The following is a 22,113-nucleotide window of genomic DNA, read 5'->3' on the forward strand; positions in this document are numbered from 1 at the left end:
GGCCGGTGCCCCGCTTGTCGACCAGCAGCACGTCGCGCCGGTCGCGCAGCGGCTCGAACAGCCGCAGATAGCCCTCGCGCGTGCCGGTGGAGGAATAGCCAGGCCCGCCCTCCTGGGCCAGGATCACGCCCTCCGCCGGCTGGCCGGAATCGCGATGCGGGTAGAATTCGAAGCCGATGCCGACCGTGCCGGGCAGCTTGCCGGCGGGGTCGAGGGGCCGGTCGATCCGGCCGCAAAAGCCGCCGAAATCGGCCTGGCAGGCGGTCAGGGTGACGCCGCCGACCTGGATCGTCGCGGCCGGAGCTTCGGCCGGAGCCGCAGCGGGGGCCTGCTCCTGCGCCGCGGCGCCGGTGCCCAGCAGGGCCGCGGCCAACCACAGCCCCGCCCCGGCGATCTCGCCGATCCTGCTCCCCCGCATCAGCCTGTCCCCTTCTCGTTGGCGGCTCTCCGGCCGTTCGCCGTTCCCCCGGCGGCTACAGCGTGCGATGCCGGGCGCCGGAGGCGCGCTCGATCGCCGCCGCCACCAGCCGGTCAACCTCGAAGCGGTCGCGCATCAGCTCCAGCAGGCGCAGCTCCGGCTGGCTGGCGCTGCCATCCGCCGCCACCGAATCGCAGGCGATGGCATAAGCGGTCTCGCGCAGATGCTCCGGCAGCGCCTCGGCGATCAGGTCGAGGGCGCGGTCGATGCCGTCCTCCGCCTGCAGCAGCTCGATGCAGTCGCGGGTCAGGTCCGGGATGCGGTCGATGTCGAAGTCGCGGAATACCGGCAGGAAGCGCACCATCTCCGACAGCGTCTCCAGCTCCGCATCGGTCATGTTCGTGTCGGCCACGGAGGCGAGCACCATGGTGTAGATCAGGGCGCCGTGGGCGTCGGTCGTCATGGCAGTCTCCGCTGGCCTGCGAGTCGCGGGAAGGATCGCACCGGGTATGGCGCGGAACGCCGCGGGGCGTCAAGGCAAGGGGGCACCCCCTCGGCCGCGCGCCGGCCGTCACGACCATGCTTCCCCGCCCCGACGCGGCATGGCATGAGGGGCGCCATGCAGGCGGTCATCAATGTGGCGCTGCCGGTCTTCGGCGTGATCTTCATCGGCTTCTTCACCGGGCGCATCCGGCTGCTCGGCCGCGCCCAGTCGGAGGCGCTGAACGCCTTCGTCTATTGGATCGCGCTGCCGGCGCTCTTGTTCCTGGCGATGGCCCGCACCCCGGTGGCCGGCATCCTCAACCTCAACTTCATCGGCGCCTTCCTCGGCGGTGTGCTGGCGGTGTGGCTGCTGGGCTCGATCCTCGGCGCCCTGATCCACCGCGCCGATGCCGGCGAGGCGACGATGCAGGGCATGAACGCCGGCTTCTCCAACACCGGCTATATGGGCATCCCGCTCTTCGCCGCCGCCTTCGGCCCGGCCCGCGGCCTGCCGCCGGCCTCGATGGCGACGGTGGTCATGAGCGTCGCCTGCGTCGGCCTGGCCGTGGTGGCGCTGGAGCTGACCGGCAGCCGCAACCGCGGCGTGCTGCCCGCGCTGCGCGACGTGGCGGTGGCGCTGCTGAAGAACCCGCTGGTGGCGGCGCCGGTGCTGGGCGTGCTGTGGTCCTGGTCCGGCCTGGCCGTGCCGGTGCCGCTGGCGACGCTGCTGTCGCTGCTCGGCGCCGCCGCCAGCCCCTGCGCCCTGTTCGCCATCGGCCTGTTCATGGCCGGGCAGACCTTGCGCACCGGCCTGGGCGAGGTCGGCTGGATCACCGTGCTCAAGCTGATCTGGCAGCCGCTGATCACCTGGGGCTTGGCCGCGACCGTCTTCCCGATGGACCCGTTCTGGACCGCCAGCGCCGTGATCCTGGCGGCGCTGCCGACCGGGGCGCTGACCTTCGTCGTCGCCCAGCGCTACGGCGTCTATGTCGAGCGCACCTCGGCCGTGATCCTGGTCTCGACCGTGGTCTCGGTGCTGACCCTATCGCTGCTGCTGGCGATCATCGCACCGCAATTCCCGCCCGGCTGACGCTCCGCGGAAAACGAACAAAATTTGCCTCAAACGGACGGTGCGGGATCGCGAAGGCTGGTGTTACTCTCGTGCAAACAGCCGATGCCGGGAGGACCCCTGGATGCGTGACGACGGCCCGATCCGCCAGCTTCCCAAGCGCACGATCGCCCTGGTCCTGGCCGGCGGGCGGGGCAGCCGCCTGAAACAGCTGACCGACCGCAGGGCCAAGCCCGCGGTCTATTTCGGCGGCAAGTTCCGGATCATCGACTTCGCCCTGTCGAACTGCATCAACTCTGGCATCCGCCGCATCTATGTGCTGACCCAGTACAAATCGCACAGCCTACTGCGCCACCTGCAGCGCGGCTGGGGCTATCTGCGCGCCGAGATGCATGAGTTCGTCGACCTGCTGCCCGCCCAGCAGCGGGTGGACGAGGCGATGTGGTACCGCGGCACCGCCGACGCGGTCTGGCAGAACCTCGACATCTTCGAGGCCGAGGGGCCCGAGCATGTGCTGATCCTGGCCGGCGACCATGTCTACAAGATGGACTATGCGGCGATGGTCGAGGATCACGTCCGCAGCGGCGCCGACATCACCGTCGGCTGCGTCGAGGTGCCGCGCATGGAGGCGACGGCCTTCGGCGTGATGCATGTCAACGACCAGTGGCGCGTCACCAGCTTCCTGGAGAAGCCGGCCGACCCGCCGGCCATGCCCGGCCGACCGGACACGGCGCTGGCCAGCATGGGCATCTACGTGTTCAGCATGAAGTTCCTGGCCGAGCAGCTGCGCCGCGACGCCGCCGACCCGACCTCGGAGCACGACTTCGGCAAGAACATCGTGCCGCATCTGGTCGAGACCGGCCATGTCCGCGCCCACCGCTTCTCCGAGAGCGCGATCCCGAATCCGAGCTATGCCGAGCCCTATTGGCGCGACGTCGGCACCATCGACGCCTATTGGGAAGCCAATATCGACCTGACCACGGTGACCCCGGCGCTCGACCTCTACGACCGCGACTGGCCGATCTACACCTACCAGGAGCAGCTGCCGCCGGCGAAGTTCGTGTTCGAGGACGGGGCCCGGGTCGGCAAGGCGGTGAACAGCACGGTGTCCGGCGGCTGCATCGTCTCCGGCTCCACCGTCCGCCAGTCGGTGCTGTTCTCCAAGGTGCGGGTCAACTCCTTCGCCCGGCTGCACGAGGCGGTGGTGCTGCCGGAATGCGACATCGGCCGCCACGCCCGGCTGAACCGGGTGGTGCTGGACCACGGCGTGCAGATCCCCGAAGGGCTGGTGGTGGGCGAGGACCCGGAGCTCGACGCCAAGCGCTTTTACCGCACCGAGAACGGCATCGTCCTGATCACCCAGCCGATGATCGACGCGCTGGAGTAGGGCGACGGTGTCGTCCGCCTCACGCCCTGTTTCCCCTTTAGTCCCCCCTCCCCTTGCGGGAGGGGGGCAGGGGGAGGGGTCTGCGCGCGTCCGCGCGCGTATGGGGCTATTCTCCGCCTGGCGCCCGGGCGGCCCCGCCTTCACCGATGGCCCGTCCCCGCTGCGGGAACCCCCTTCCCCTACCCCCCTCCCGCGAGGGGAGGGGGGACTTGTTGAGTCTGGCGACGCGCGTCCGGGAGCCCTCCGATGAACGTCCTGCATGCGGTGTCGGAGATCTATCCGCTGGTCAAGACCGGCGGGCTGGCCGATGTCGCCGGGGCGCTGCCGCCGGCGCTCGCCGTCTCCGGCATCGCCGCCCGGGTGCTGGTCCCGGCCTATCCGGCGGTGCTGCAGGCGATGCGGCGGCCGGAGGTCGTCCTGGAGGATCCGGCCCTGTTCGGCGGCGGCCCGGCGCAGCTGATGCTGGCGGAGCTCGAGGGCGTCGCCGTCCCTGCCTATGTGCTGGATTGCCCCGGCCTGTTCGCCCGGCCCGGCAACCCCTATCTCGGCCCCGACCGGCTGGACTGGCCGGACAACCACCGCCGCTTCGCCGCCCTCGGCTGGGCCGCCGCGCGCCTCGGCCTCGGCGCCGATCCGCGCTGGCGGCCGGACATCGTGCACGGCCATGACTGGCAGGCTGGGCTGGCCCCGGCCTATCTGGCCTTCCAGGCCGCCGGCGGCCCGCGGCCGAAGACGATCACCACGATCCACAATATCGGCTTCCCCGGCTGGTTCCCGGCGTCGGTGGCGCCGGAGCTGGGGCTGCCGCCCGAAAGCCTGTCGATCGACGGGGTCGAATATTTCGGCGGCGTCGGCTTCCTCAAGGCCGGCCTCTCCTACGCCGACCGCATCACCACGGTCAGCCGCACCTATGCGCGGGAGATCCAGACGCCGGACTACGGCTACGCGCTGTCCGGCCTGCTGGCCGCCCGCGCCGCCGACCTGACCGGCATCGTCAACGGCACCGACTACGCCGTGTGGGACCCGCGCCGCGACCCGCATCTGCCGGCGCCCTACGGGCCGGACGACCTGTCCGGCAAGGCCAGGTCGAAGGCGGCGCTGCTGCGCGAATTCGGCCTGCCGGAGGATGACGGGTCGCCGCTCTTCGCCATGGTCAGCCGGCTGACCGGGCAGAAGGGCTGCGACCTGCTGCTCGACGCCGTCCCGACCCTGGTGGCGGGCGGCGGCAGGCTGGTGCTGCTCGGCTCCGGCGACGCCGAGCTCGAGGCCGGGTTCCGCGCTGCGGCGACGGCCTATCCCGACCATGTCGCCGTCCGCATCGGCTATGACGAGGCGCTGTCGCATCTGCTGCAGGCCGGCGCCGACGTGCTGCTGGTGCCGTCGCGCACCGAGCCCTGCGGCCTGACCCAGATGTATGCGCTGCGCTACGGCACCCTGCCGCTGGTGCGCCGCACCGGCGGCCTGGCCGACACCGTGGTCAATGCCAGCCACGACGCCATCGTCGAGGACCGGGCCACCGGCTTCAGCTTCGACGACCCCACCGCCTCGGCCCTGGCCGGCACCGCCAGCTGGGTCTGCGGCCTGTGGCGCGACAAGGCGCTGTGGGCGCAGCTGCAGCGCCGCGCCATGGCCCAGGATTTCAGCTGGGAGCGCGCGGCGGTCGACTACGTCGCCCTGTATCGCGGCCTGCTGGCGACGCCATGACTGGCGAAGAGACCGGAACCCTCCCGGCGGCCGACGGCACGCCGGTGGCTTGGCGCCGCCGTGCGGGCACCGGCGACGGCCGGCCGGGGCTGGTGTTCTGCGGCGGCTTCCGCTCCTCGATGGCGGGGGAGAAGGCGGGCTTCCTCGATGGCTTCGCCGCCGAGCACGGCCTCGAATTCCTGCGCTTCGACTATCGCGGCCATGGCGTCTCGGGCGGGGAATTCACCGACCTCACGCTGGGCGACTGGATCGCCGATGCGCTGCTGGCGCTGGACCGGCTGACCGAGGGGCCGCAGATCCTGGTCGGCTCCTCCATGGGCGCCTGGGTCGCGACCCGCGCCGCGCTGGCCCGGCCGGGCCGGGTGGCGGGGCTGGTCGGCATCGCCGCCGCGCCGGACTTCACCGAGGATCTGATGCTGCCGGCGCTGGGCGAGATGGGGCTGGCCCGGATGCGCCGCGACGGCTTCATCGACCGGCCCTCGGCCTATGGCGACGGCCCCTACCGCATCACCTGGCGGCTGATCACGGAGGCGCGGTCGCACCTGCTGCTGCGCGGCCCGGTGGCCTTCACCGGCCCGGTGCGGCTGCTGCACGGCCTGGCCGATCCCGACGTGCCCTGGCGCCAGAGCCTGAAGCTGGCCGAAGCGCTGACCGGCCCGGATGTCCGCCTGACCCTGATCAAGGACGGCGACCACCGCCTGTCCCGCCCGCAGGATCTGGCGCTGCTGGGGCGGACGGTGGCGGAGATCCTGGACGTCGCCGGGCGCGAGTGACTACCGCAGCAACTCGAGAATCAGCGGTGCCGCCAATGAGGCGATGACGCTGACCCTGAGACCCTTTCGGAAGAGTTGAGATCCAACTTCTATAGTCCCCCCTCCCCTTGCGGGAGGGGGCAGGGGGAGGGGCTGCGCGCGTCCGCGCGCGAATGCGCAAAAGACAGGCTTCGCCACCGGGGGCCAGATCACCAGGTTCAGGCCGGCTCTGGCGTTGAAAACCCCCTCCCCCTACCCCCCCTCCCGCAAGGGGAGGGGGGACTCAGCTTGCTTTGGGCCGATCTCGTTGCAAGGCCCCGAAATGGCCCAACGGACATTCTGAAAGACCTCACTCCTCCCAGAAGGGCTTGGCGATCTCCGCCTCGGCCTCCCGCCGGGTCAGGCCGATATCGTCGATCAGATAGGGGTTCGCCTTCGCCATCCGCGCCAGCGCCCGGCGCAGGCGGATCCGCTCGCACCAGGTCGCGACCAGACTCCGCAGAGCGGCCAGACCGGCGGGCCGGCGCGCCACGCACTCCGGTCGCGTGACCGGTCCCGGCCATGCGGCCCGGTGCGGGGCCGTCCCAAGCCTCTCGTTCATGGCACCCTCCATCGCGGGTGAGGGGCTCGCGCCCTGTTGACCTGAAGGAGGCCGAAGACTGAGGGATGCGGGGCGGCGCCGTCCTTAAGCTCGCCCAAATCGTTTCCTAAAACTTCCAAACCGGCTAAGGATCCGACGCATGCAGGGATCGCGCATCGCCTTCGGTCCGTTCGTGCTGGACCCCGCTGCGGGCACGCTCCTGCGGGACGATGTCCCTGTCGCCCTCGGCCATCGCGGGGTGAGGCTGCTGGCGGCGCTCGCCGGGCGGCCCGGCGAAATCCTGGGCAAGGCCGAGTTGATGGATGCGGCCTGGCCGGGCACGGCCGTCGAGGAGGGCAACCTCACCGTCCAGATCGCGGCGCTGCGCAAGCTGCTCGGCCCGGCCGCCGATGGCGGCGAATGGATCGCCACGGTGCCGCGCGTCGGCTACCGCTTCACCGGGGCCGTCGAGCGGCCGGGCGCGCAGCGCGCCCCCTTGCCGCTGCCGGCCAAGCCCTCGATCGCGGTGCTGCCCTTCGTCAGCCCGGGCAACGATCCCGAGCAGGACGCCTTCGCCGACGGGCTGACCGAGGACCTGATCACCGACCTGTCCCGGATCCCGGGCCTGTTCGTCATCGCCCGCAACTCGGCCTTCGCCTACAAGGGCAGGGCGATGGATGTGCGCGAGATCGCGCGGGACCTCGGCGTGCGCTACCTGCTGGGGGGCAGCGCCCGGCGCGCCGCAGGGCGGGTGCGCATCAACGCCCAGCTGGTCGATGCGGAGAGCGGCGATCATCTCTGGGCCGAGCGCTTCGACCGCGGGCTGGACGACATCTTCGCCGTCCAGGACGAGGTCACCGGCAGGATCGTTGAGGCGCTGTTGGGCCGGCTGCGCACGCCGCCGCCGCGCAACCGGCCCCGCAGCCTCGAGGCCTACGATCTCTGCGTGCGGGCGCGCAGGCTGATGGACGATGCGCCGCAGACGGCGCGGGAAGCACATCTGATGCTGACGCGCGCGGTCTCGCTCGATCCGGGATATGCCGAGCCCTATCGCTGGCTGGCCATGAACCACTGGATGGGGTGGGTGCATTCCGGCGGGCCGACGGAAGTGTCCCGCAGCCTGGCCCTGGAGCTGGCGCGCAAGGCCGTGGCGATCGACCCCGACGACGCCGGCTGCCGCTGGATCCTGGGCTACCTGCTGGCCTATGACCGCAGCTTCGTCGAGGCGGAGGCGGAATTCGCCAGGGCGATCGAACTCGACCCGAACGAGGCCGATGCCTGGGCGGCGATGTCCGACATCGCGGTGCTGGCCGGGCGGGTGGAGGAGGGGCTGGAGCACATCCGCAAGGCGTTCCGGCTGAACCCGCTTCCGGCCAGCTGGTACTATCTGGCGCTCGGCCAGGCGCTCTATGCGGCCCGCGACTACGAAGCCGCGGTCGAGACGCTGCGCCGGGACGAGACCTATGGGACAAGCTCGCGCCGTTTCCTGGCGGCCAGCCTGGCCCAGCTGGGCCAGGTCGACGAGGCGCGGGCGGAGGTCGAGCTGTTCCTGGTCGGCAACCCGGATTTCACCACCAGCCACTGGGCGGCCAGGGAGCCATTCCGCGACGCTGCGACGCTGGCGCATTTCGTCGAGGGCTACCGCAAGGCCGGCCTGCCGGACTGATCCGACGACATGCGGCGGCCCCGCGCGTCAGCGGTCGCCCGGGAACTGGTCGGCCCAGGGCAGGGCGTGCAGCCAGGGCTCCCGCCGCGGCGTCCACAGCTCGTATTGCGGCACCTGATCGGTGGGCGCCTCGTCGAGCGTGCCGAGCATGATCTCGGCCTCGGTGTCGGTCAGCGAGTACAGGCGGCTGCCGCAGGCCGGGCAGAAGTCGCGGCCCTTGTGGCTCGACGTCTGTCCTTCGCCGCTGAAGGCCGCGCGGGGCCAGATGGCGTAGTAGGTGAAGGCCGACCCGCTGCTCCGCCGGCAGTCGGTGCAATGGCAGAGGCCGACGCGCAGCGGGTCGCCCGCCACGGAATAGCGGACCCGGCCGCACAGGCAGCCGCCATGACGCTGTGCCGTCATCGTCGCCGTCTCCTCTCCGTTGTGCCGCGACCACCTATCCCGGCGTCCGCGGCCTTGGCAAGCCGGCCGGCCGCGGATCCTGTCAGCCCGGCACCAGGCTGCGGGCGGCGGCGATCCAGCCGTCCAGCTCCGGCTCCGCCACCGGCACCAGCGCGGCCAGGGCGCGGCGGCCGGCGGGGGTGGCGGTGCGGGCCAGCAGCGTCTCGGCATCCGGCACCCCGACATAGGTCAGGTCCAGCGCCCGGGCGGCGCTGATGCCGGGCACCCGGCCGATGGTGACGGGGCCGGCGGCGGCATCGCCCGGCGGCGGGCCGCCGCGGCTGCTGCTGGTGGCCTGGGGCGGCCAATGCGCCGGATACCAGGCCGGCGCCGTGCCCTTGGCCGTCATCTGCGCCTGCAGCGCCTGGTCCAGGACCGCCTGCTGCGCCAGCCCCAGCCCGGCGATGTTGTGGTTCTCGCCGGGATCCTCGGCCAGATCGTACATCTCCCAATCGGCGTCGGACCAGCCGGAGGACGGGGTGGTGACCGTGTCGAGATAGACCGAGTACACCCAGTCCTTCGACCGGATCGTCCGGATGACGCTGGGGCCGCTGCTGCCGTGCAGGTCGTCATAGGTGAAATGGACATACTCCTGGCCCGGGGCCGCAGGGTCGTTCAGCACGGGGCTGAGATCGGCGCCGACGAAGCTGCCGCTGAAATCCCCGGCCACGCCCAGCAGGCTGGCCAGGGTCGGGGCCAGGTCGACGGTGCTGGCCAGCGCCTCGGTGGTCTGTGGCGCGGGCCAAGCCACGGGATTGGAGAACACCAGCGGCACGTGGATGCACTGGCCGTAGGCGTTGACGAACTTCTCCACCAGCCCGTGCGCCAGCCCCATCTCGCCATGGTCGGCGAAGCGGATGATCAGCGTCTCCCGGACCTGGTCCTGGGTCATCGTTCCCAGGATGCTGCCGATCTGCCCGTCCACATACTGCATGAGATAGGCGTAGAAGTTCGCCAGATCCTGCGGCCTAGCCTTCTTCGCGGCCTTCGAATCCCAGGAATAGAAGCTCTGGCCGCGCGGCATCGCCGCCGGGCTCTCGTCGATATTGTCCGGCAGCGGCACGTCCAGCGAGCGGTATTCGGCCTTGTCGTAGTATTCGCCGTCCTGGGCCTCGTAGCCGAGATGGACGTCGTGCGGGTTGACCAGCGAGACCACCAGGCACCACGGGCCGGCCGGCGGGTCCGCCAGAAAGGCTTGGGCGTTCGCGACATAGCGCTGGTCGTTCCGGTTGTACTCTGTCGCCCCCCTAGTGCCGCCGCCGAGATAGCTGGCGTTCAGGGTGATGCCCGCATCCGGCGGGTCCCAGGCCACCGTGCCGCCGCCGGCGCTGTAGGGCTGAAAACCCCATTCCGACAGGGTGGTGCCGGGCCCGCCGGGCTCCTGCGATCCCAGCAGGTGCCATTTGCCGATCCAGTAGCAGTCGTACCCGGCCTGCCCCAGCACGGTGGCGAGGTTGGGCCGGGTGGCGGGCGGCGGCAGGGTCGACCCGCCGGTCGTGGTGCAGCCGGTGACGATCGGATACTGGCTGGTCAGGAAGGTGGCGCGGCTGGGGGCGCACATGCAGGCGCCGGTGAAGGCGTGGTCGAAGCTGAGGCCATTGGCCTGCAGCGCCTGCATAGCCTTGAGCTTCCCGGCCAGGGTGGCGCGATAGCCCTCCGGCCATTCGGAGAGGGCGCGCTCCTGGTCGGTGATCAGGATCAGGATGTTGGGCTTGTTGCCATTCGCAAACAGGTCGCTGATGGGCATGGCGTCACTCCGGATTCGAATATGGACCGGCCGCGCGAAGGCGCGGATCGGACGATGCGGATCTGAAATGATCTTCGAGCAATCGGCACGGGCGAGTCGCCCCGCCCGGCGATGGGAATGATACCCCAGGACGGGCGCCGGGGGATCAGGGAAGCGTCAGGGCGCCGGCAGGAGAGGGGAGGGGCCCGGCAGCGCCGGGGCATCCTGCGCCAGGAACTCGCGGGTGATCGCCACCGCCTCGGCCAGGCCGATGCGCTGCACCTCGACGCCGGGCGGGAAGGCGGTGCACAGGCGGGTCGGCATCATCGGGTCCAGCAGCACGAAGACGCCCCTGTCGTCGGCCCGGCGCACCAGCCGGCCGAAGGCCTGCTTCAGGCGGAAGCGGGTCTGCATGTCGCTCCAGCGCTGCTTGCCGAAATGCAGGCCGCGGGCGCGGGACAGGATGTCGGGGCGCGGCCAGGGCACCCGGTCGAACACCATCAGCCGCAGCGCCCGCCCCGGCACGTCGACGCCGTCGCGCACCGCATCGGTGCCCAGCAGGCAGGCATCGGTCTCGCCGCGGAAGATGTCGATCAGCGTGCCGACATCCATGCCGTCGAGATGCTGGGCGTAGAGCGGCAGGCCGGCGGCCTGCAGCGCCGGGGCCAGGGCGTGATGCACCGCGCGCAGCCGGCTGACCGCGGTGAACAGGCCCAGCGCGCCGCCGCCGGCCGCCAGGAACAGCTCGCGATAGGCGGCGCCGACCTGCTCCAGATCGTCCTTGCGCACGTCGCGCACGATCAGCACCCGGGTCAGCGCCGGATAGTCGAAGGGCGAGGCCACCTGGGCGCGGATCGCCGGCCGCGGCAGATGGCCGGCGCCGGTCCGGTCCTCCGCCGCGCGCCAGTCGTCCGGGTTGTCGCCGGCGCCGTCGGTCAGGGTGGCGGAGGTGACGACGACGCCATGTGCCTGCCGCACCAGCGCGTCGACGAAAGGCCGGGTCGGGTCGACATAGTGGCGGTAGAAGCCGAAATCGAGCTCGCGCCCCTCCACCCGCTCGACCCCGAACCAGTCGACCAGCCAGGGCGGCGTCGGCTCGGACAGCGAGGTCAGCATGGCGCGCCAGCCGCCGATCTCCATCCTGGCGCGGCGATCCAGCGACCGGGCGGCGGCGTCCAGCCGCTGGCGTTGGTTCGGGTCCAGCGACCCGGCCGCCTCGTCGAGATGCTCGCGGAAGGATTTCGCCAGCGCCTGCAGCGGCGCCTGCAGCTCGGCCAGGGCGACGTCCAGCGCCAGGGCGGCGTCGACCAGCCCCTCCACCGGATCATTGGTGTCGCATTCCAGGCTGTAGGGCCCGTCGGCGCCCTGGGCGCGGGCATAGACCTGGGCGCGGGTCAGGGCCAGGAAGCGCTCGGCCGGCCCGCGCGGGTCGTCGCCATGGATGCGCTTGCCCCAGCCGGGGCCGGGCAGGGACCAGGCGGCGCGCTCGATCTCGTCCAGCGTCGCCAGCGCGTCCTCGCCCGGCAGCAGGTCCTCGACCCGGCGACGCAGGCCGCGGCCGCGGCTGGCCCGGCGCCCGCCCTCCTCATGGCCCAGCAGCCAGCGGCGCAGGTCGGTGGCCTCGAGGCCGGTCAGGTGCCCGCCGAAGGCGGAATCCGCCGCCTCGAACAGGTGGTGCCCCTCGTCGAAGACGAAGCGGCTGGGCGCGTCGCGGTCGTCCACCCCGCCCTGCGCCGCCTGGATCATCACCAGCGCATGGTTGGCGATGACGATCTGCGCCTTGCGGGCCCGGCGGATGCCGCGCTCGATGAAGCAGCGGCTGTAATGCGGGCAGCCGGAATGGATGCATTCGCCGCGCCGGTCGGCCAGGGCCAGGCTGTTCGGCCGGCCGATGATGTCGGCCAGCCAGCCGGGGAAGTCGCCGCCGGTCAGGTCGCCGTCGCGCGTCGCCGCGGCCCAGCGCGCCATCAGCCCCAGCGGCACCGCGTCGCGCGGGTTCAGCGACAGGCCGCGCACCGCATCCTCGTAGTTCAAGAGGCACAGGTAGTTCTCGCGCCCCTTGCGCAGCACCACCTGGCGGGCCTTGAGCACCGGGTCCGGGAACAGCCGGTCCATCTCGCCGTCGATCTGGTGCTGCAGGTTGCGGGTGTAGGTGGAGACCCACACCGGCGCGCCGTTCTTCTGCGCCCAGACCGTGGCGGGGGCGAGGTAGCCGAGGGTCTTGCCGGTGCCGGTGCCGGCCTGGGCCAGCACCACGGTCGGGTCCTCCGGCGCCGGGCGCGGGGCGAAGGCGGCGGCGACGGCGCCGGCATAGTCGCCCTGCTGCGGCCGAGGCTCGGCGCCCTCGCCCAGCATCTGGGCCAGGCGGGCGCGGGCCTCGCGCGGCTCGACCGGCAACTGCGACGGCGGCGGGTTCGGCGGCTCGGCCTCCCATTCCGGCAGATGGGCCCAGACCTGGTAGGCGCCGCGCTTGCGGTGGTCGTCGACCGGGGCGCGCAGCCCCAGCGCCCGGGCGACGAAGGGCGCCCAGGGCCAGCCGGCCTCGCCCATCCGCGCCGCCAGCGCCGCCGGGTCGCTGCGCTCGTCCGCCATCGGGATCGACAGGCCGCGCAGCAGCGTCTCGGCCAGGCGGGGCAGGGCGATCGCCGCATCCTCCAGGCTCGCCGGCACCGGCAGGCCGAGGGCGGCGGCCAGGCCGCGCGGGGTCGGCACGCAGAACCGGCCGGGGCGGGCGAAGGCGAACAGCTCCAAGAGGTCGAAGGCGCCCATCACCTCCAGCCCGCAGCGCCGGCCGACGGCCTTGGCGTGGCACAGCAGCAGGGGAGGGCCGTCGACCCGCCGGCGCAGCGCCGCGGCGTCCAGCGCCACCAGCTCGCCATCCTCGGTCAGCAGCACGCCGCCCTCCGGCGCCAGCACCAGCGGCTCGGCGTCGGGCAGCGAGAGGGAAAGGGCGGGCGGCGCGATCATGCGCGCACTATAGGGGCGCGCCGCGCCGGCACCAGCCCCGACGATGCCCTCTGGTCACGAATTGTTCCTGTCGGCTGCGGCGGGTGGCACCGCACCCCACGAGTCCCCCCTCCCCTTGCGGGAGGGGGGTAGGGGGAGGGGGTCGTGCCGCGAGAGCGGATGCCTGAGGCGGGGCCGGAGTCCGTGATCACCAACCCCCTCCCCCTGGCCCCCTCCCGCAAGGGGAGGGGGGACTAGGGAAGAGGCGGGAGAGGCAACCGAAAACGCGCTGGCTGTTACGCCTGCGCCGTCGACGCCGCGTAGATCTCGTCCACCGCGCTGGCCAGCGCCGCGTTGAACTCGGCGTCGGTCATGTCGCGCTTCAGATCCTCAACCAGGGCGCGGGAGAAGCTGGCGATCATGCCGGGGTTGCGGGCCAGGCGGCGGCAGGCGTCGGCGCGGGTGTAGCCGCCGGACAGGGCCACCACCCGCTGCACCGCCTTGTGGGCGACCAACTCGGCGTAGAAGCCCGGCTCCTCCGGGATGGTCAGCTTCAGCATCACCTGCTGCCCTGCCGGCAGCCTGTCGAGGCCCTTCAGGATCTCGGCGCGCAGGATGGTCTCGGCGCCCTTCTTGTCCGGGCTCTTGATCAGCACCTCCGGCTCCAGGATCGGCATCAGCCCGTGCGCGGAGATCTGCGCCCCCAGCTCGAACTGCTGCGCCACCAGTGCTGCGATGCCGGTCGGCGACGCCAGGTTGGCGACCGACCGCGCCTTGGTGCCGTAGACGCCGATCCCGCGCGCCCGCTCCAGCAGCGCGTCCAGCCCGGGGATCGGCTTCATCAGGCTGACGCCGTCAGCCTCGGGCTGCAGCCCCTTGTCAACCTTCAGGAACGGCACCACGCCCCGGTCCTTCCACAGGAAGTCGGGCACCGGCTTGCCCTGGGCCTGGCCGTCCATGGTCTTCTCGAACAGGATGGCGCCGATCACCTTGTCGCCGGTGAAGGCCGGCGCGGTCATGATCCGCACCCGCATCTCGTGCATCAGCCGGAACATCTCGTCGTCGCCGCTATAGGCGCTGTCCGGGATGCCGTAGAGCCGCAGCGCGCCGGGGGTGGACCCGCCGCTCTGGTCCAGCGCGGCGATGAATCCGGGTTTCCGCGCCATCTGCGCCGCCATCGCGTCCTGGGTCATCGCTCGAATCCTCCTGGTTCCGGCCTGGGCGGGAGGACAGGACCTCGACCACCGGCCTGTGGGGTGGCCCCCGTTGTGGCATGGCGGCGGCGGCCGGCGCAATCCTCGCCCGCCCGGCATGCCGGGCATGCCTGAATTCGGCACGAATCCGACCGATCGCGCCTTGCCGGCCCTTCCGGCTGGTCTAGACTGGGGCGTCCCGTCCGCCCGAGGTGCCCCGATGCCGTTCCCGCTGTCCCGTCGTGCCCTGCTCTCCGGCGTCGGCGCCGCGGCGATGCTCGGAAGCCTGCCGCGCGGCGCCCGGGCGCAGACCCCGGTCAAGGGCGGCACCCTGACCGTGGCGGCGGACACCGAGCCGCGCAACCTGAACCCGGCGCTGGTCGCCTCCAACGGCGTGTTCTACGTCGCCAGCAAGGTGGTCGAGCCGCTGGCCGAGATGGCCTATGACGGCAGGCTGACGCCGGTGCTGGCCACCGCCTGGCAGGGCAGCGACGACGGCAGGACGGTCACCTTCACCCTGCGCGACGGCGTCACCTGGCATGACGGCAAGCCCTTCACCGCCGCGGACGTCGCCTTCTCGGCGACGGAGCTGTGGAGCAAGCGGCAGAATCTCGGCCGGGTGGTGTTCAAGGACCTGCAGGCGGTGGACACGCCGGACGACCGCACCGCGGTGTTCCGCTTCGCCAGCCCGATCCCGCTGCAGCTGGTGGAGAACGCGCTGCCCGCCCTCACCGCCGTGGTGCCGAAGCACCTGTACGAGGGCGCGGATATCGACAGCAACCCGCACAACGAGCAGCTGGTCGGCACCGGCCCCTTCCTGTACCGGGAGCACAAGCCGGGCGAATACTACCTGCTGGAGCGGAACCCCGGCTACTGGGGCCAGGGCGGCCTGCCGTATCTCGACCGCATCGTCTACCGCGTGCTGCCGGACCGCGGCGCCATCGCCGCGGCGCATGAGGCGGGGGAGATCCAGCTCTCCGCCTTCTCCGCCGTGCCGCTGGAGGAGCTGGAGCGGCTGAAGGGCCTGCCGGAGCTCGCGGTGGTGCGCAAGGGCTATGAGGGCATCACCTACCAGCTGACGGTGGAGATCAACCACCGGCGGACGGAGCTGGCGGATGCCCGCGTGCGCCGCGCCATCGCCCATGCCATCGACCAGGGCTATGTCGTCGACACCATCTTCCGCGGCTATGCGGCGGCGGCCACCGGCCCGGTGCCGAAGACCGGCGTGCCCTTCTACACGCCGGACGTCGCGACCTATCCGTTCGACCCGAAGAAGGCCGAGGCGCTGCTGGACGAGGCGGGATATCCCCGGAAGGACGGCGGCATGCGCTTCGCCCTGCGCCTGCTGCCGGCGCCGTGGTTCGAGCAGACGCGCCAGATGGGCGACTACCTCCGCCAGGCGCTGCGCGCGGTGGGCATCGACGCGACGCTGGTGACCAACGACGCGGCCGGCCACACCAAGGCGGTGTACACCGACCACGCCTTCGACCTGGCGATCGGCTCGCCGGTCTACCGCAACGACCCGGCGATCTCGACCACCATCCTCTATCGCGGCGGCCTGCCGGACGGCGTGCCGTTCTCGAACCAGTACGGCTATGACGACCCGGCGATGAACGACCTGATCGACCGCGCGGCGGTGGAGCTGGACCGGGGCAAGCGCATCGCTTTGTACCAGCAGTTCCAGCAGCGCGCCGCCGACCAGCTGCCGCTGATCGTGGCGGCGGAGTTCACCTTCATCACCGTCGCCAGCCGCCGGCTGCACAACATCGCCACCAATCCGCGCTGGGCGACGTCGTCCTGGGCGGATACGTGGCTGGAGGGGTGAGGGCTAGACGCCGTGGATGGTTCGCCGATTGAGGTTGTTTGTCTCAAAAAAATAGGCTCAGAGTTTCTTGCGAGTGAAATTTAGGTTCGTTTGATTCGTAGATCAGGTCTAGCCATTTGTATTGCACGCATCGTCTTGAGAATTAATTGCTGAGGATGGAGAAGAAGGTATGGATATTAAGAGAATCGTTCTGTACAAAATTAAATCTGGGTTGTCTTTTGAGGATTATTTGAAAGGCTCGCTAAGTGAATATGATAGCGTCGTGGACGCTGAGGGCGGATACGAAGTATATATAAAATATGTAAATGCACGAGGAAGTGAGAAAACAGAAGAGCAAGTGCCTTGGCTTCGGTTTCTTAATTCGGGGTTTGGATCAAAACGTTATACCTTTAATGCCGCCAATCATTTTCCAAGAGCCATTATGGCGATAAAATTCGATATCACTAGCGGTTCGCCGAGTCATTATGTTCTGGCTTTCGGTCAGCATGGTGATGTGTTCCTTGACAGAAATAAAATCATTCATGATTTTGGTATTAAAGTAGGTATGAACATATGTGATACAGAGCGTTTGCGGCGAGTGCAAACTACTTTTCATGAGTCTATTAGCCGACAAACTGAACGTCAAGCCAGTATCGGTGCTAATCTCCGCATTTTTGGAATAAACTCGGAGGCTGAATTTCTTAGAACAATTTCTGGATACGTAAAGGCAGAGTATCATGGCATTGTCGAATCCTTTAAAGGTAGAGACAATATCTCGATTAAATTGCCCAGAGATAGAATTCTATCGTGGTCAAATTTAGTGGATATATGTCGTCGGCTGAATGAGAGATATCATTCACTGGACTATCGAGAGACAGAGTTTAAGATATACGATGTTCTTCGTCATGAAACCGATCCAGAGATCATTGAAAACCTTGATCAGGCGCTTTGCGCAAAAATTGCGGTAAAAGACTTCGGGAAAATCCATTTGTCTCCTCCCGAGTTTGTCGAATCAGAATATTTTGATTTTTGCTATATACCTGTTCGAGAAGGAGTAGTTCCTCCTCTTTACGAGGATCTTCGAATAGAAGATTTGGTGAACATACCTAGGCGACGGTTAAAAGGGCTTACCAGCGCGACGCTGAAATCTTGGAATATATATACTTATGATAGTGAGCAAAATTCTGCGTTTGTCAAATGGAATGCCTATCAGTGTATTGTTGCCGAAATTGAACTTTCTGGTAAAATCTATGTACTCGCTAATGGGCAGTGGAGGGAGATATCGCCTGAACTTCAGAGGAAAGTCTCCGGATATTTTACTGATCGGAATGTAATCGGAGATCCTACGTTTCTTCCAAGTGATATAAATATATACGATTCTAAAAGAAATCAGCATCGTGAAGAGATATATAATAGAGCGGTAGCTTTGGCCGATTCCGGCATATTTTTATTTGATAAGGGAAAGGTAAAAATCGCAGGTCAGGGTCTGTATGAAATTTGTGATTTGTTTCAAAAAGATAAGAAATTCGTACATGTTAAAAGATATACATCTGGTGCTGGGTCGATCAGTCACATCTTTACGCAGACAAAGCTCTATTCTCATGCGTTCTCGACGGATGCTGAAACTCGAAAAAGCTTTGTTGATTGGATCGATGCTAGCTCGGAGCCAGAGAATGACAAAAAAGATAGAGTTTTGTTCAAATCATTGGTTCCGGAGAACAGTTCAGATGTGAATGAATCAGAATATACGGTAATTTTCTGTATATTGCATACTAAGCAGACATTCAGCATCATGGATCTGCCATTTATGTCGCAATATGAATTAATGCTCACTCATCGATATCTAACGGAAGACCGGAGATATAAGGTTGAAGTGGTGTTTCGAAAAATAAATATAAATGATTCAGTATAGATTTCAATATCGGAAGAAAGAATTGGTGAAATAAAGACGATGGCGTTGGCACGTTGACAAACTACACACAACAATGGTTGGGCTTCCATGGCGGTTCCTGATTATCAGATGTTGATGCTGCCCGTTCTGAGACATTCCGCGCTGGGAGAGACTCGTGTGCCGGACCTCGAGGACCAGATCGCCGATGAATTTGGGCTAACCACGGAGGAGCGGGATCAACTTCTGCCCAGCGGTCGACAGAAGATCCTGCATAACCGGATTCACTGGGCGAAATTCTATATGGGGAAGGCGGGGCTGATCGACTCGCCTCGCCGTGGCCGCTTCATCGCCAGTGAGGCCGGGCGCGCGTTGCTCGCGCGCAATCCGGAGCGGATCGACGTCGAGTTGTTGCTGGAATACCCGAGTTTCCGGGACTTCTATCGCGGTGGTGCAGGAACGGTCGGTGAAGTTGGATCAGCGCCCGACACGTCCCTACCTACTTCTGAGCCGACTTCAGCGATCACGCCAGAGGAACAGATAGAGGCTGCCTATCTAGCCCTACAGTCGGCGCTTCGAAGCGAGTTGTTGCAACGGATCCTGCAGAACAGCCCAAGCTTCTTCGAGCACGTGATCGTCGATTTGCTGGTAGCCATGGGCTACGGCGGCTCGCGCCGCAGTGCTGCTACCCAGCTTGGACGCAGTGGGGATGGCGGGGTCGATGGCGTGATCAACGAAGATCGGCTGGGGCTCGACCGCGTGTACATCCAGGCCAAGCGCTATTCTCAGGGCTCGGTGGGCCGCCCTGAGGTTCAAGGCTTCGTTGGCAGCCTTGTTGGGCTCGGTGCAACCAAAGGCGTCTTCGTCACGACTTCCAGCTTTAGCCAGCAGGCGAAGGACTTCGTGCAACACCTCGCACAACGCGTGATCCTGATTGACGGCCAACGCCTCGCCGACCTGATGATTGAGCACAATGTCGGCGTTCGCGTGAGTCGAGCGGTGGAGTTCAAGCGGCTAGACGAGGACTTTTTCACTGAGGATGAATAACTGCCGTAGGATTGATTTCTGGGGCGCGGCGGATGGGCTTTCCGGGTGCAGTGGTCGCCGTCTTCCGATCGTTCGCGTCGTTCTCAACACTTCCATCCTACGTCGGAGTGCAGCCCGAAGGCGCGAAAGCACAGATTGCGCCGATGTAATTCCACTGCCACGGCAGCTTAAGCCGCCTGCTCCTATCTTCACCAGTACACGCCGCATGTGCTGCCGGCGATCCGAGACCTGGTGGAGTTGCAGATGAAGACCTTTTTCGATGGCGACGGCCGGCGGCCCGGCCGGCGGCGGATGGCGGTGGCGCTGCTGGTCGGCACGGCGCTGGGCTTGCCGGTCGGGGCCGTCCTGGCCTTCGGCCCCGCGGCCGTGGCGGAGAGCCAGCCGGCGGCGGCCCCCGCCGTCGCGGCCGCCGCCCCGGCCCAGGCGGCCCCGCTCGTCACCGCCGCCTCCGGCTCCTTCGCCGGGCTGGTGCACCAGGTGATGCCGGGCGTGGTCAATGTCGCGATCACCGGCCATGAGGGGCCGGCCCAGGTCGCGGATCGCGACGGGCCGGGCCCCGGCCCGCACCTGCGGCCGCATGGCGGCGGCCAGGCGATCCACGGCGCCGGCTCCGGCTTCATCATCGACCCGGCCGGCTACATCGTCACCAACAACCATGTGGTGAAGGACGCCGACGAGATCACCGTCACCCTGAACGACGGCACCGTGCTGCCGGCCAAGGTGATCGGCACCGACCCGAAGACCGACCTCGCTTTGATCAAGGTCAAGGCCGGCAAGCCCCTGACCGCGGTGGAATGGGGCGACAGCGACGCCGCCCAGGTCGGCGACTGGGTGATGGCGGTCGGCAACCCCTACGGCCTCGGCGGCACCGTCACCGCCGGCATCGTCTCGGCCCGCGCCCGCGACATCAACTCCAACCCGCTGGAGGACTTCCTGCAGATCGACGCGGCGATCAACCCCGGCAATTCCGGCGGCCCCAGCTTCGACGCCGGCGGCAAGGTCATCGGCATCAACAGCGAGATCTACTCGCCCTCGGGCGGCTCGGTCGGCATCGGCTTCGCCATCCCGTCCAACCTGGCGAAGTCGGTGATCGCGCAGCTGCGCGAGCATGGCAGCGTCCAGCGCGGCTGGCTTGGCGTGCAGATCCAGCAGGTGACGCCGGAGATGGCCGAGGCGCTCGGCCTCGGCACGGCCAAGGGCGCCCTCGTCGCCGAGGTGCAGAAGAACAGCCCGGCGCTGAAGGCCGGCCTGCGCCAGGGCGACGTCATCCTGTCCTTCGGCGGCAAGCCGGTGGCGCAGTCGAAGGACCTGCCGCGGCTGGTGGCGGAGGCCCCGTCCGGCACCACCGTCCCGGTCCAGGTGCTGCGCGACGGGAAGCCGAAGGACCTCTCGGTCGGCATCGCGGTGCAGCCGAAGCCGGTGGAGAGCTGACGGTCCCCGCCGGGCCGGCTTCCGGCCCGGCCTCGGCCCGCGATCGGCCGGCCCGCGGTGGAACGAACTGTTTGGTTGCGCCGGAAGGGCGCTTCGTTCATGATATGTTCCATGAACGAGGCGTCCTCCGAGTCCCGCGAACTCCGGCCGGCCGATCCCGACCTGCACTGGACGGGGTGGGCGCTGGACACGCTGCGCGAGCTGGTGTCGATCGACATGCGCACCAAGCGCATGACCGCGACCCAGCAGCTGCAGCAGGCGCCGGCGGAGCCGGACGCGCCCGACGCGCCCGATTTCGACCTGAAGCAGGCGCGGCTCTCCCGCTCCGTGCGGCTGTCGCTCGCCATGGCCGAGCGCATCCGCGCCGATTATCTGCTGCGCAAGGACGAGCGCGTGGCATCGGGCGAGCAGGCGCGCCGCCGCAAGCTGCGCGAGCAGGTGGCCGAGGCCGCCGTCAAGGCGGTGGCGGCGCCCGACAAGGACTGGGACGCCGACTATGTGCGCTCGGCGGTGCGGGAGGCGCTGGACAAGGACGATGTCCTCGACGCGAAGCTCGACCTGCTGTCGCCCGAGGACTTCCTGCGCGAGGTCTGCCGCAAGATCGGCCGCCCGCCGCCCGGAATCCCGGCGCCGCCGGGCCTTGAGGACCCAGCGGGTCCCGCGGGCCTGGACGAGGGCGCCAACGACAATGCCGGCCCGTCCGGCGCCGGCCGCGCCGATGCCGCGCGCCCTGGGGACGGGCAGGGCTCGGCCGAGCCATCGGCGGAGCCCGCGGACGACTGCCCCCCGCTCGGCCTGCCCAAGCCGGACAGCAGCTGAGCCGCGGCGCGCCGTCGTCACCCCGTCATCCGTCACCAGCGTGCCCGGCTTCCACACTCCCCCTCCCCCTGCGAGAGGGGGGCGGGGGGAGGGGGCTGCGCGCGTCCGCGCGCGTGCGGTCCGGGGGCAGAGCGGTTCGGGCCGAAGCAGACCCCCCTCCCACAAGGCTGTGGCATCTGCGCATCGAGTGGCGGTTGCGAACGGCGGATCTGCGAACAGATTGCCTCTCCCGCTTGCGGGAGAGGTCGGACATCCGAAGGATGTCCGGGTGAGGGCCAGCGGTCCCGCCAAGCGAACGGACCTCGCCACGAGCAAGCGCAGGATCCGGCCTATCCTGAAGCGATGATCCAGGCATCGCCGCCGGCAAGCCCTCACCCGGAGCCGCTTCGCGTCTCCGACCTCTCCCGCAAGCGGGAGAGGCAACGCGCACCACTCTTGATAGACGTGTGAATACCCTGGCGCGAGGGGAGGGGAAGGATGAGCAGGCAAAACGGCCCTCTTCTCACGCCCAGCCTCGTCCGGCATGCTGTCCCGATTTCAAGGCCGCCGCATTTCACGGGAGATTTTCATGAGTTCCGATCAACTCGAGCCGATCGACCGGTTCCGGTCGCGTCATCTCCAGCCCGGCGAGGCGGTCGAGCTGTTGCTGAAGGGAACCCCTCCGAGCAAGCTCGACCCTGCGCCCAGCGATGACCTGCTGGTGCTGACCGACCGGCGTGTCGCCGCCTACTCCTACCGCCGGCGCGAGCGGGAGGAGTT

Annotated in this window: 18 protein-coding genes; 11 read left to right on the forward strand and 7 right to left on the reverse strand. The window is 68.3% G+C overall.

The features are described 5' to 3' along the window. Window positions 1-418, reverse strand: a 418-nt coding sequence (locus ABDW35_RS09655; protein ID WP_343713647.1) for a hypothetical protein, incomplete at its 3' end; no start/stop codon positions are given. Window positions 419-473: 55 nt separating this feature from the next. Further along, window positions 474-881 carry a tellurite resistance TerB family protein gene (locus ABDW35_RS09660; protein WP_343713648.1) on the reverse strand — a complete coding sequence of 136 codons (408 nt, stop codon included), beginning with the start codon at window positions 879-881 and terminating at the stop codon, window positions 474-476. 156 nt (window positions 882-1,037) lie between these two features. Here ABDW35_RS09660 and ABDW35_RS09665 point away from each other — a divergent pair, with 156 nt between their 5' ends. The 4 genes from ABDW35_RS09665 to ABDW35_RS09680 all read left to right on the forward strand — a co-directional run bounded on the left by ABDW35_RS09665 (window position 1,038) and on the right by ABDW35_RS09680 (window position 5,834). Next, window positions 1,038-1,991 carry an AEC family transporter gene (locus tag ABDW35_RS09665; protein ID WP_343713649.1) on the forward strand — a complete coding sequence of 318 codons (954 nt, stop codon included), beginning with the start codon at window positions 1,038-1,040 and terminating at the stop codon, window positions 1,989-1,991. 103 nt (window positions 1,992-2,094) lie between these two features. Beyond that, window positions 2,095-3,357 (forward strand): glucose-1-phosphate adenylyltransferase, encoded by a 1,263-nt coding sequence (gene glgC, locus ABDW35_RS09670; protein ID WP_343713650.1) that lies wholly within the window; start codon window positions 2,095-2,097, stop codon window positions 3,355-3,357. A gap of 246 nt (window positions 3,358-3,603) precedes the next feature. Beyond that, on the forward strand, window positions 3,604-5,061 hold the full coding sequence (gene glgA / locus ABDW35_RS09675) for a glycogen synthase GlgA (protein WP_343713651.1): 1,458 nt from the start codon (window positions 3,604-3,606) through the stop codon (window positions 5,059-5,061). Continuing rightward, complete coding sequence (locus tag ABDW35_RS09680; RefSeq protein WP_343713652.1) at window positions 5,058-5,834, forward strand: alpha/beta fold hydrolase; 777 nt, start codon at window positions 5,058-5,060, stop codon at window positions 5,832-5,834. Before glgA ends, ABDW35_RS09680 begins: the two co-directional genes overlap by 4 nt. Before the next feature lie 328 nt (window positions 5,835-6,162). Here ABDW35_RS09680 and ABDW35_RS09685 read toward each other — a convergent pair whose 3' ends face one another. Beyond that, on the reverse strand, window positions 6,163-6,345 hold the full coding sequence (locus ABDW35_RS09685; protein WP_343713653.1) for a hypothetical protein: 183 nt from the start codon (window positions 6,343-6,345) through the stop codon (window positions 6,163-6,165). A gap of 208 nt (window positions 6,346-6,553) precedes the next feature. Between ABDW35_RS09685 and ABDW35_RS09690 the strand changes: the two genes are divergently transcribed. Next, complete coding sequence (locus ABDW35_RS09690; protein WP_343713654.1) at window positions 6,554-8,059, forward strand: winged helix-turn-helix domain-containing tetratricopeptide repeat protein; 1,506 nt, start codon at window positions 6,554-6,556, stop codon at window positions 8,057-8,059. A 27-nt stretch (window positions 8,060-8,086) separates the two neighbouring features. Here the strand turns inward: ABDW35_RS09690 and ABDW35_RS09695 are convergent, their stop codons facing one another. From ABDW35_RS09695 to ABDW35_RS09710, 4 genes are all read right to left on the reverse strand, one after another. After that, complete coding sequence (locus ABDW35_RS09695) at window positions 8,087-8,461, reverse strand: GFA family protein (RefSeq protein WP_343713655.1); 375 nt, start codon at window positions 8,459-8,461, stop codon at window positions 8,087-8,089. A gap of 82 nt (window positions 8,462-8,543) precedes the next feature. Beyond that, window positions 8,544-10,247 carry a sulfatase-like hydrolase/transferase gene (locus ABDW35_RS09700; protein ID WP_343713656.1) on the reverse strand — a complete coding sequence of 568 codons (1,704 nt, stop codon included), beginning with the start codon at window positions 10,245-10,247 and terminating at the stop codon, window positions 8,544-8,546. Window positions 10,248-10,403: 156 nt separating this feature from the next. Beyond that, a complete protein-coding gene (locus ABDW35_RS09705; protein WP_343713657.1) occupies window positions 10,404-13,193 on the reverse strand; it encodes an ATP-dependent DNA helicase in 2,790 nt (929 codons plus the stop codon). Between the two features lie 275 nt (window positions 13,194-13,468). Beyond that, window positions 13,469-14,365 (reverse strand): fructose bisphosphate aldolase, encoded by an 897-nt coding sequence (locus ABDW35_RS09710; RefSeq protein WP_343713658.1) that lies wholly within the window; start codon window positions 14,363-14,365, stop codon window positions 13,469-13,471. A 220-nt stretch (window positions 14,366-14,585) separates the two neighbouring features. On the opposite strand from ABDW35_RS09710, the gene ABDW35_RS09715 reads away from it, so the two are divergent. The 6 genes from ABDW35_RS09715 to ABDW35_RS09740 form a co-directional block, all read left to right on the forward strand. Beyond that, window positions 14,586-16,190, forward strand: a complete 1,605-nt coding sequence (locus ABDW35_RS09715) for an ABC transporter substrate-binding protein (protein WP_343713659.1) — start codon at window positions 14,586-14,588, stop codon at window positions 16,188-16,190. A 169-nt stretch (window positions 16,191-16,359) separates the two neighbouring features. Next, a complete protein-coding gene (locus tag ABDW35_RS09720) occupies window positions 16,360-18,081 on the forward strand; it encodes a DUF6119 family protein (RefSeq protein ID WP_343713660.1) in 1,722 nt (573 codons plus the stop codon). 87 nt (window positions 18,082-18,168) lie between these two features. Then, a complete protein-coding gene (locus tag ABDW35_RS09725) occupies window positions 18,169-19,104 on the forward strand; it encodes a restriction endonuclease (RefSeq protein ID WP_343713661.1) in 936 nt (311 codons plus the stop codon). Window positions 19,105-19,347: 243 nt separating this feature from the next. Continuing rightward, the gene (locus ABDW35_RS09730) at window positions 19,348-20,535 is read left to right on the forward strand and encodes a Do family serine endopeptidase (RefSeq protein WP_343713662.1); all 1,188 of its coding nucleotides are present in this window, start codon (window positions 19,348-19,350) and stop codon (window positions 20,533-20,535) included. Between the two features lie 111 nt (window positions 20,536-20,646). Next, window positions 20,647-21,354: a hypothetical protein gene (locus ABDW35_RS09735; RefSeq protein ID WP_343713663.1), complete on the forward strand. Its 708-nt coding sequence runs from the start codon at window positions 20,647-20,649 to the stop codon at window positions 21,352-21,354. A gap of 568 nt (window positions 21,355-21,922) precedes the next feature. After that, window positions 21,923-22,113, forward strand: a 191-nt coding sequence (locus ABDW35_RS09740; RefSeq protein ID WP_343713664.1) for a hypothetical protein, incomplete at its 3' end; no start/stop codon positions are given.

Origin of the sequence: Inquilinus sp., assembly GCF_039594555.1 — a bacterium.
GTDB lineage: Bacteria > Pseudomonadota > Alphaproteobacteria > DSM-16000 > Inquilinaceae > Inquilinus.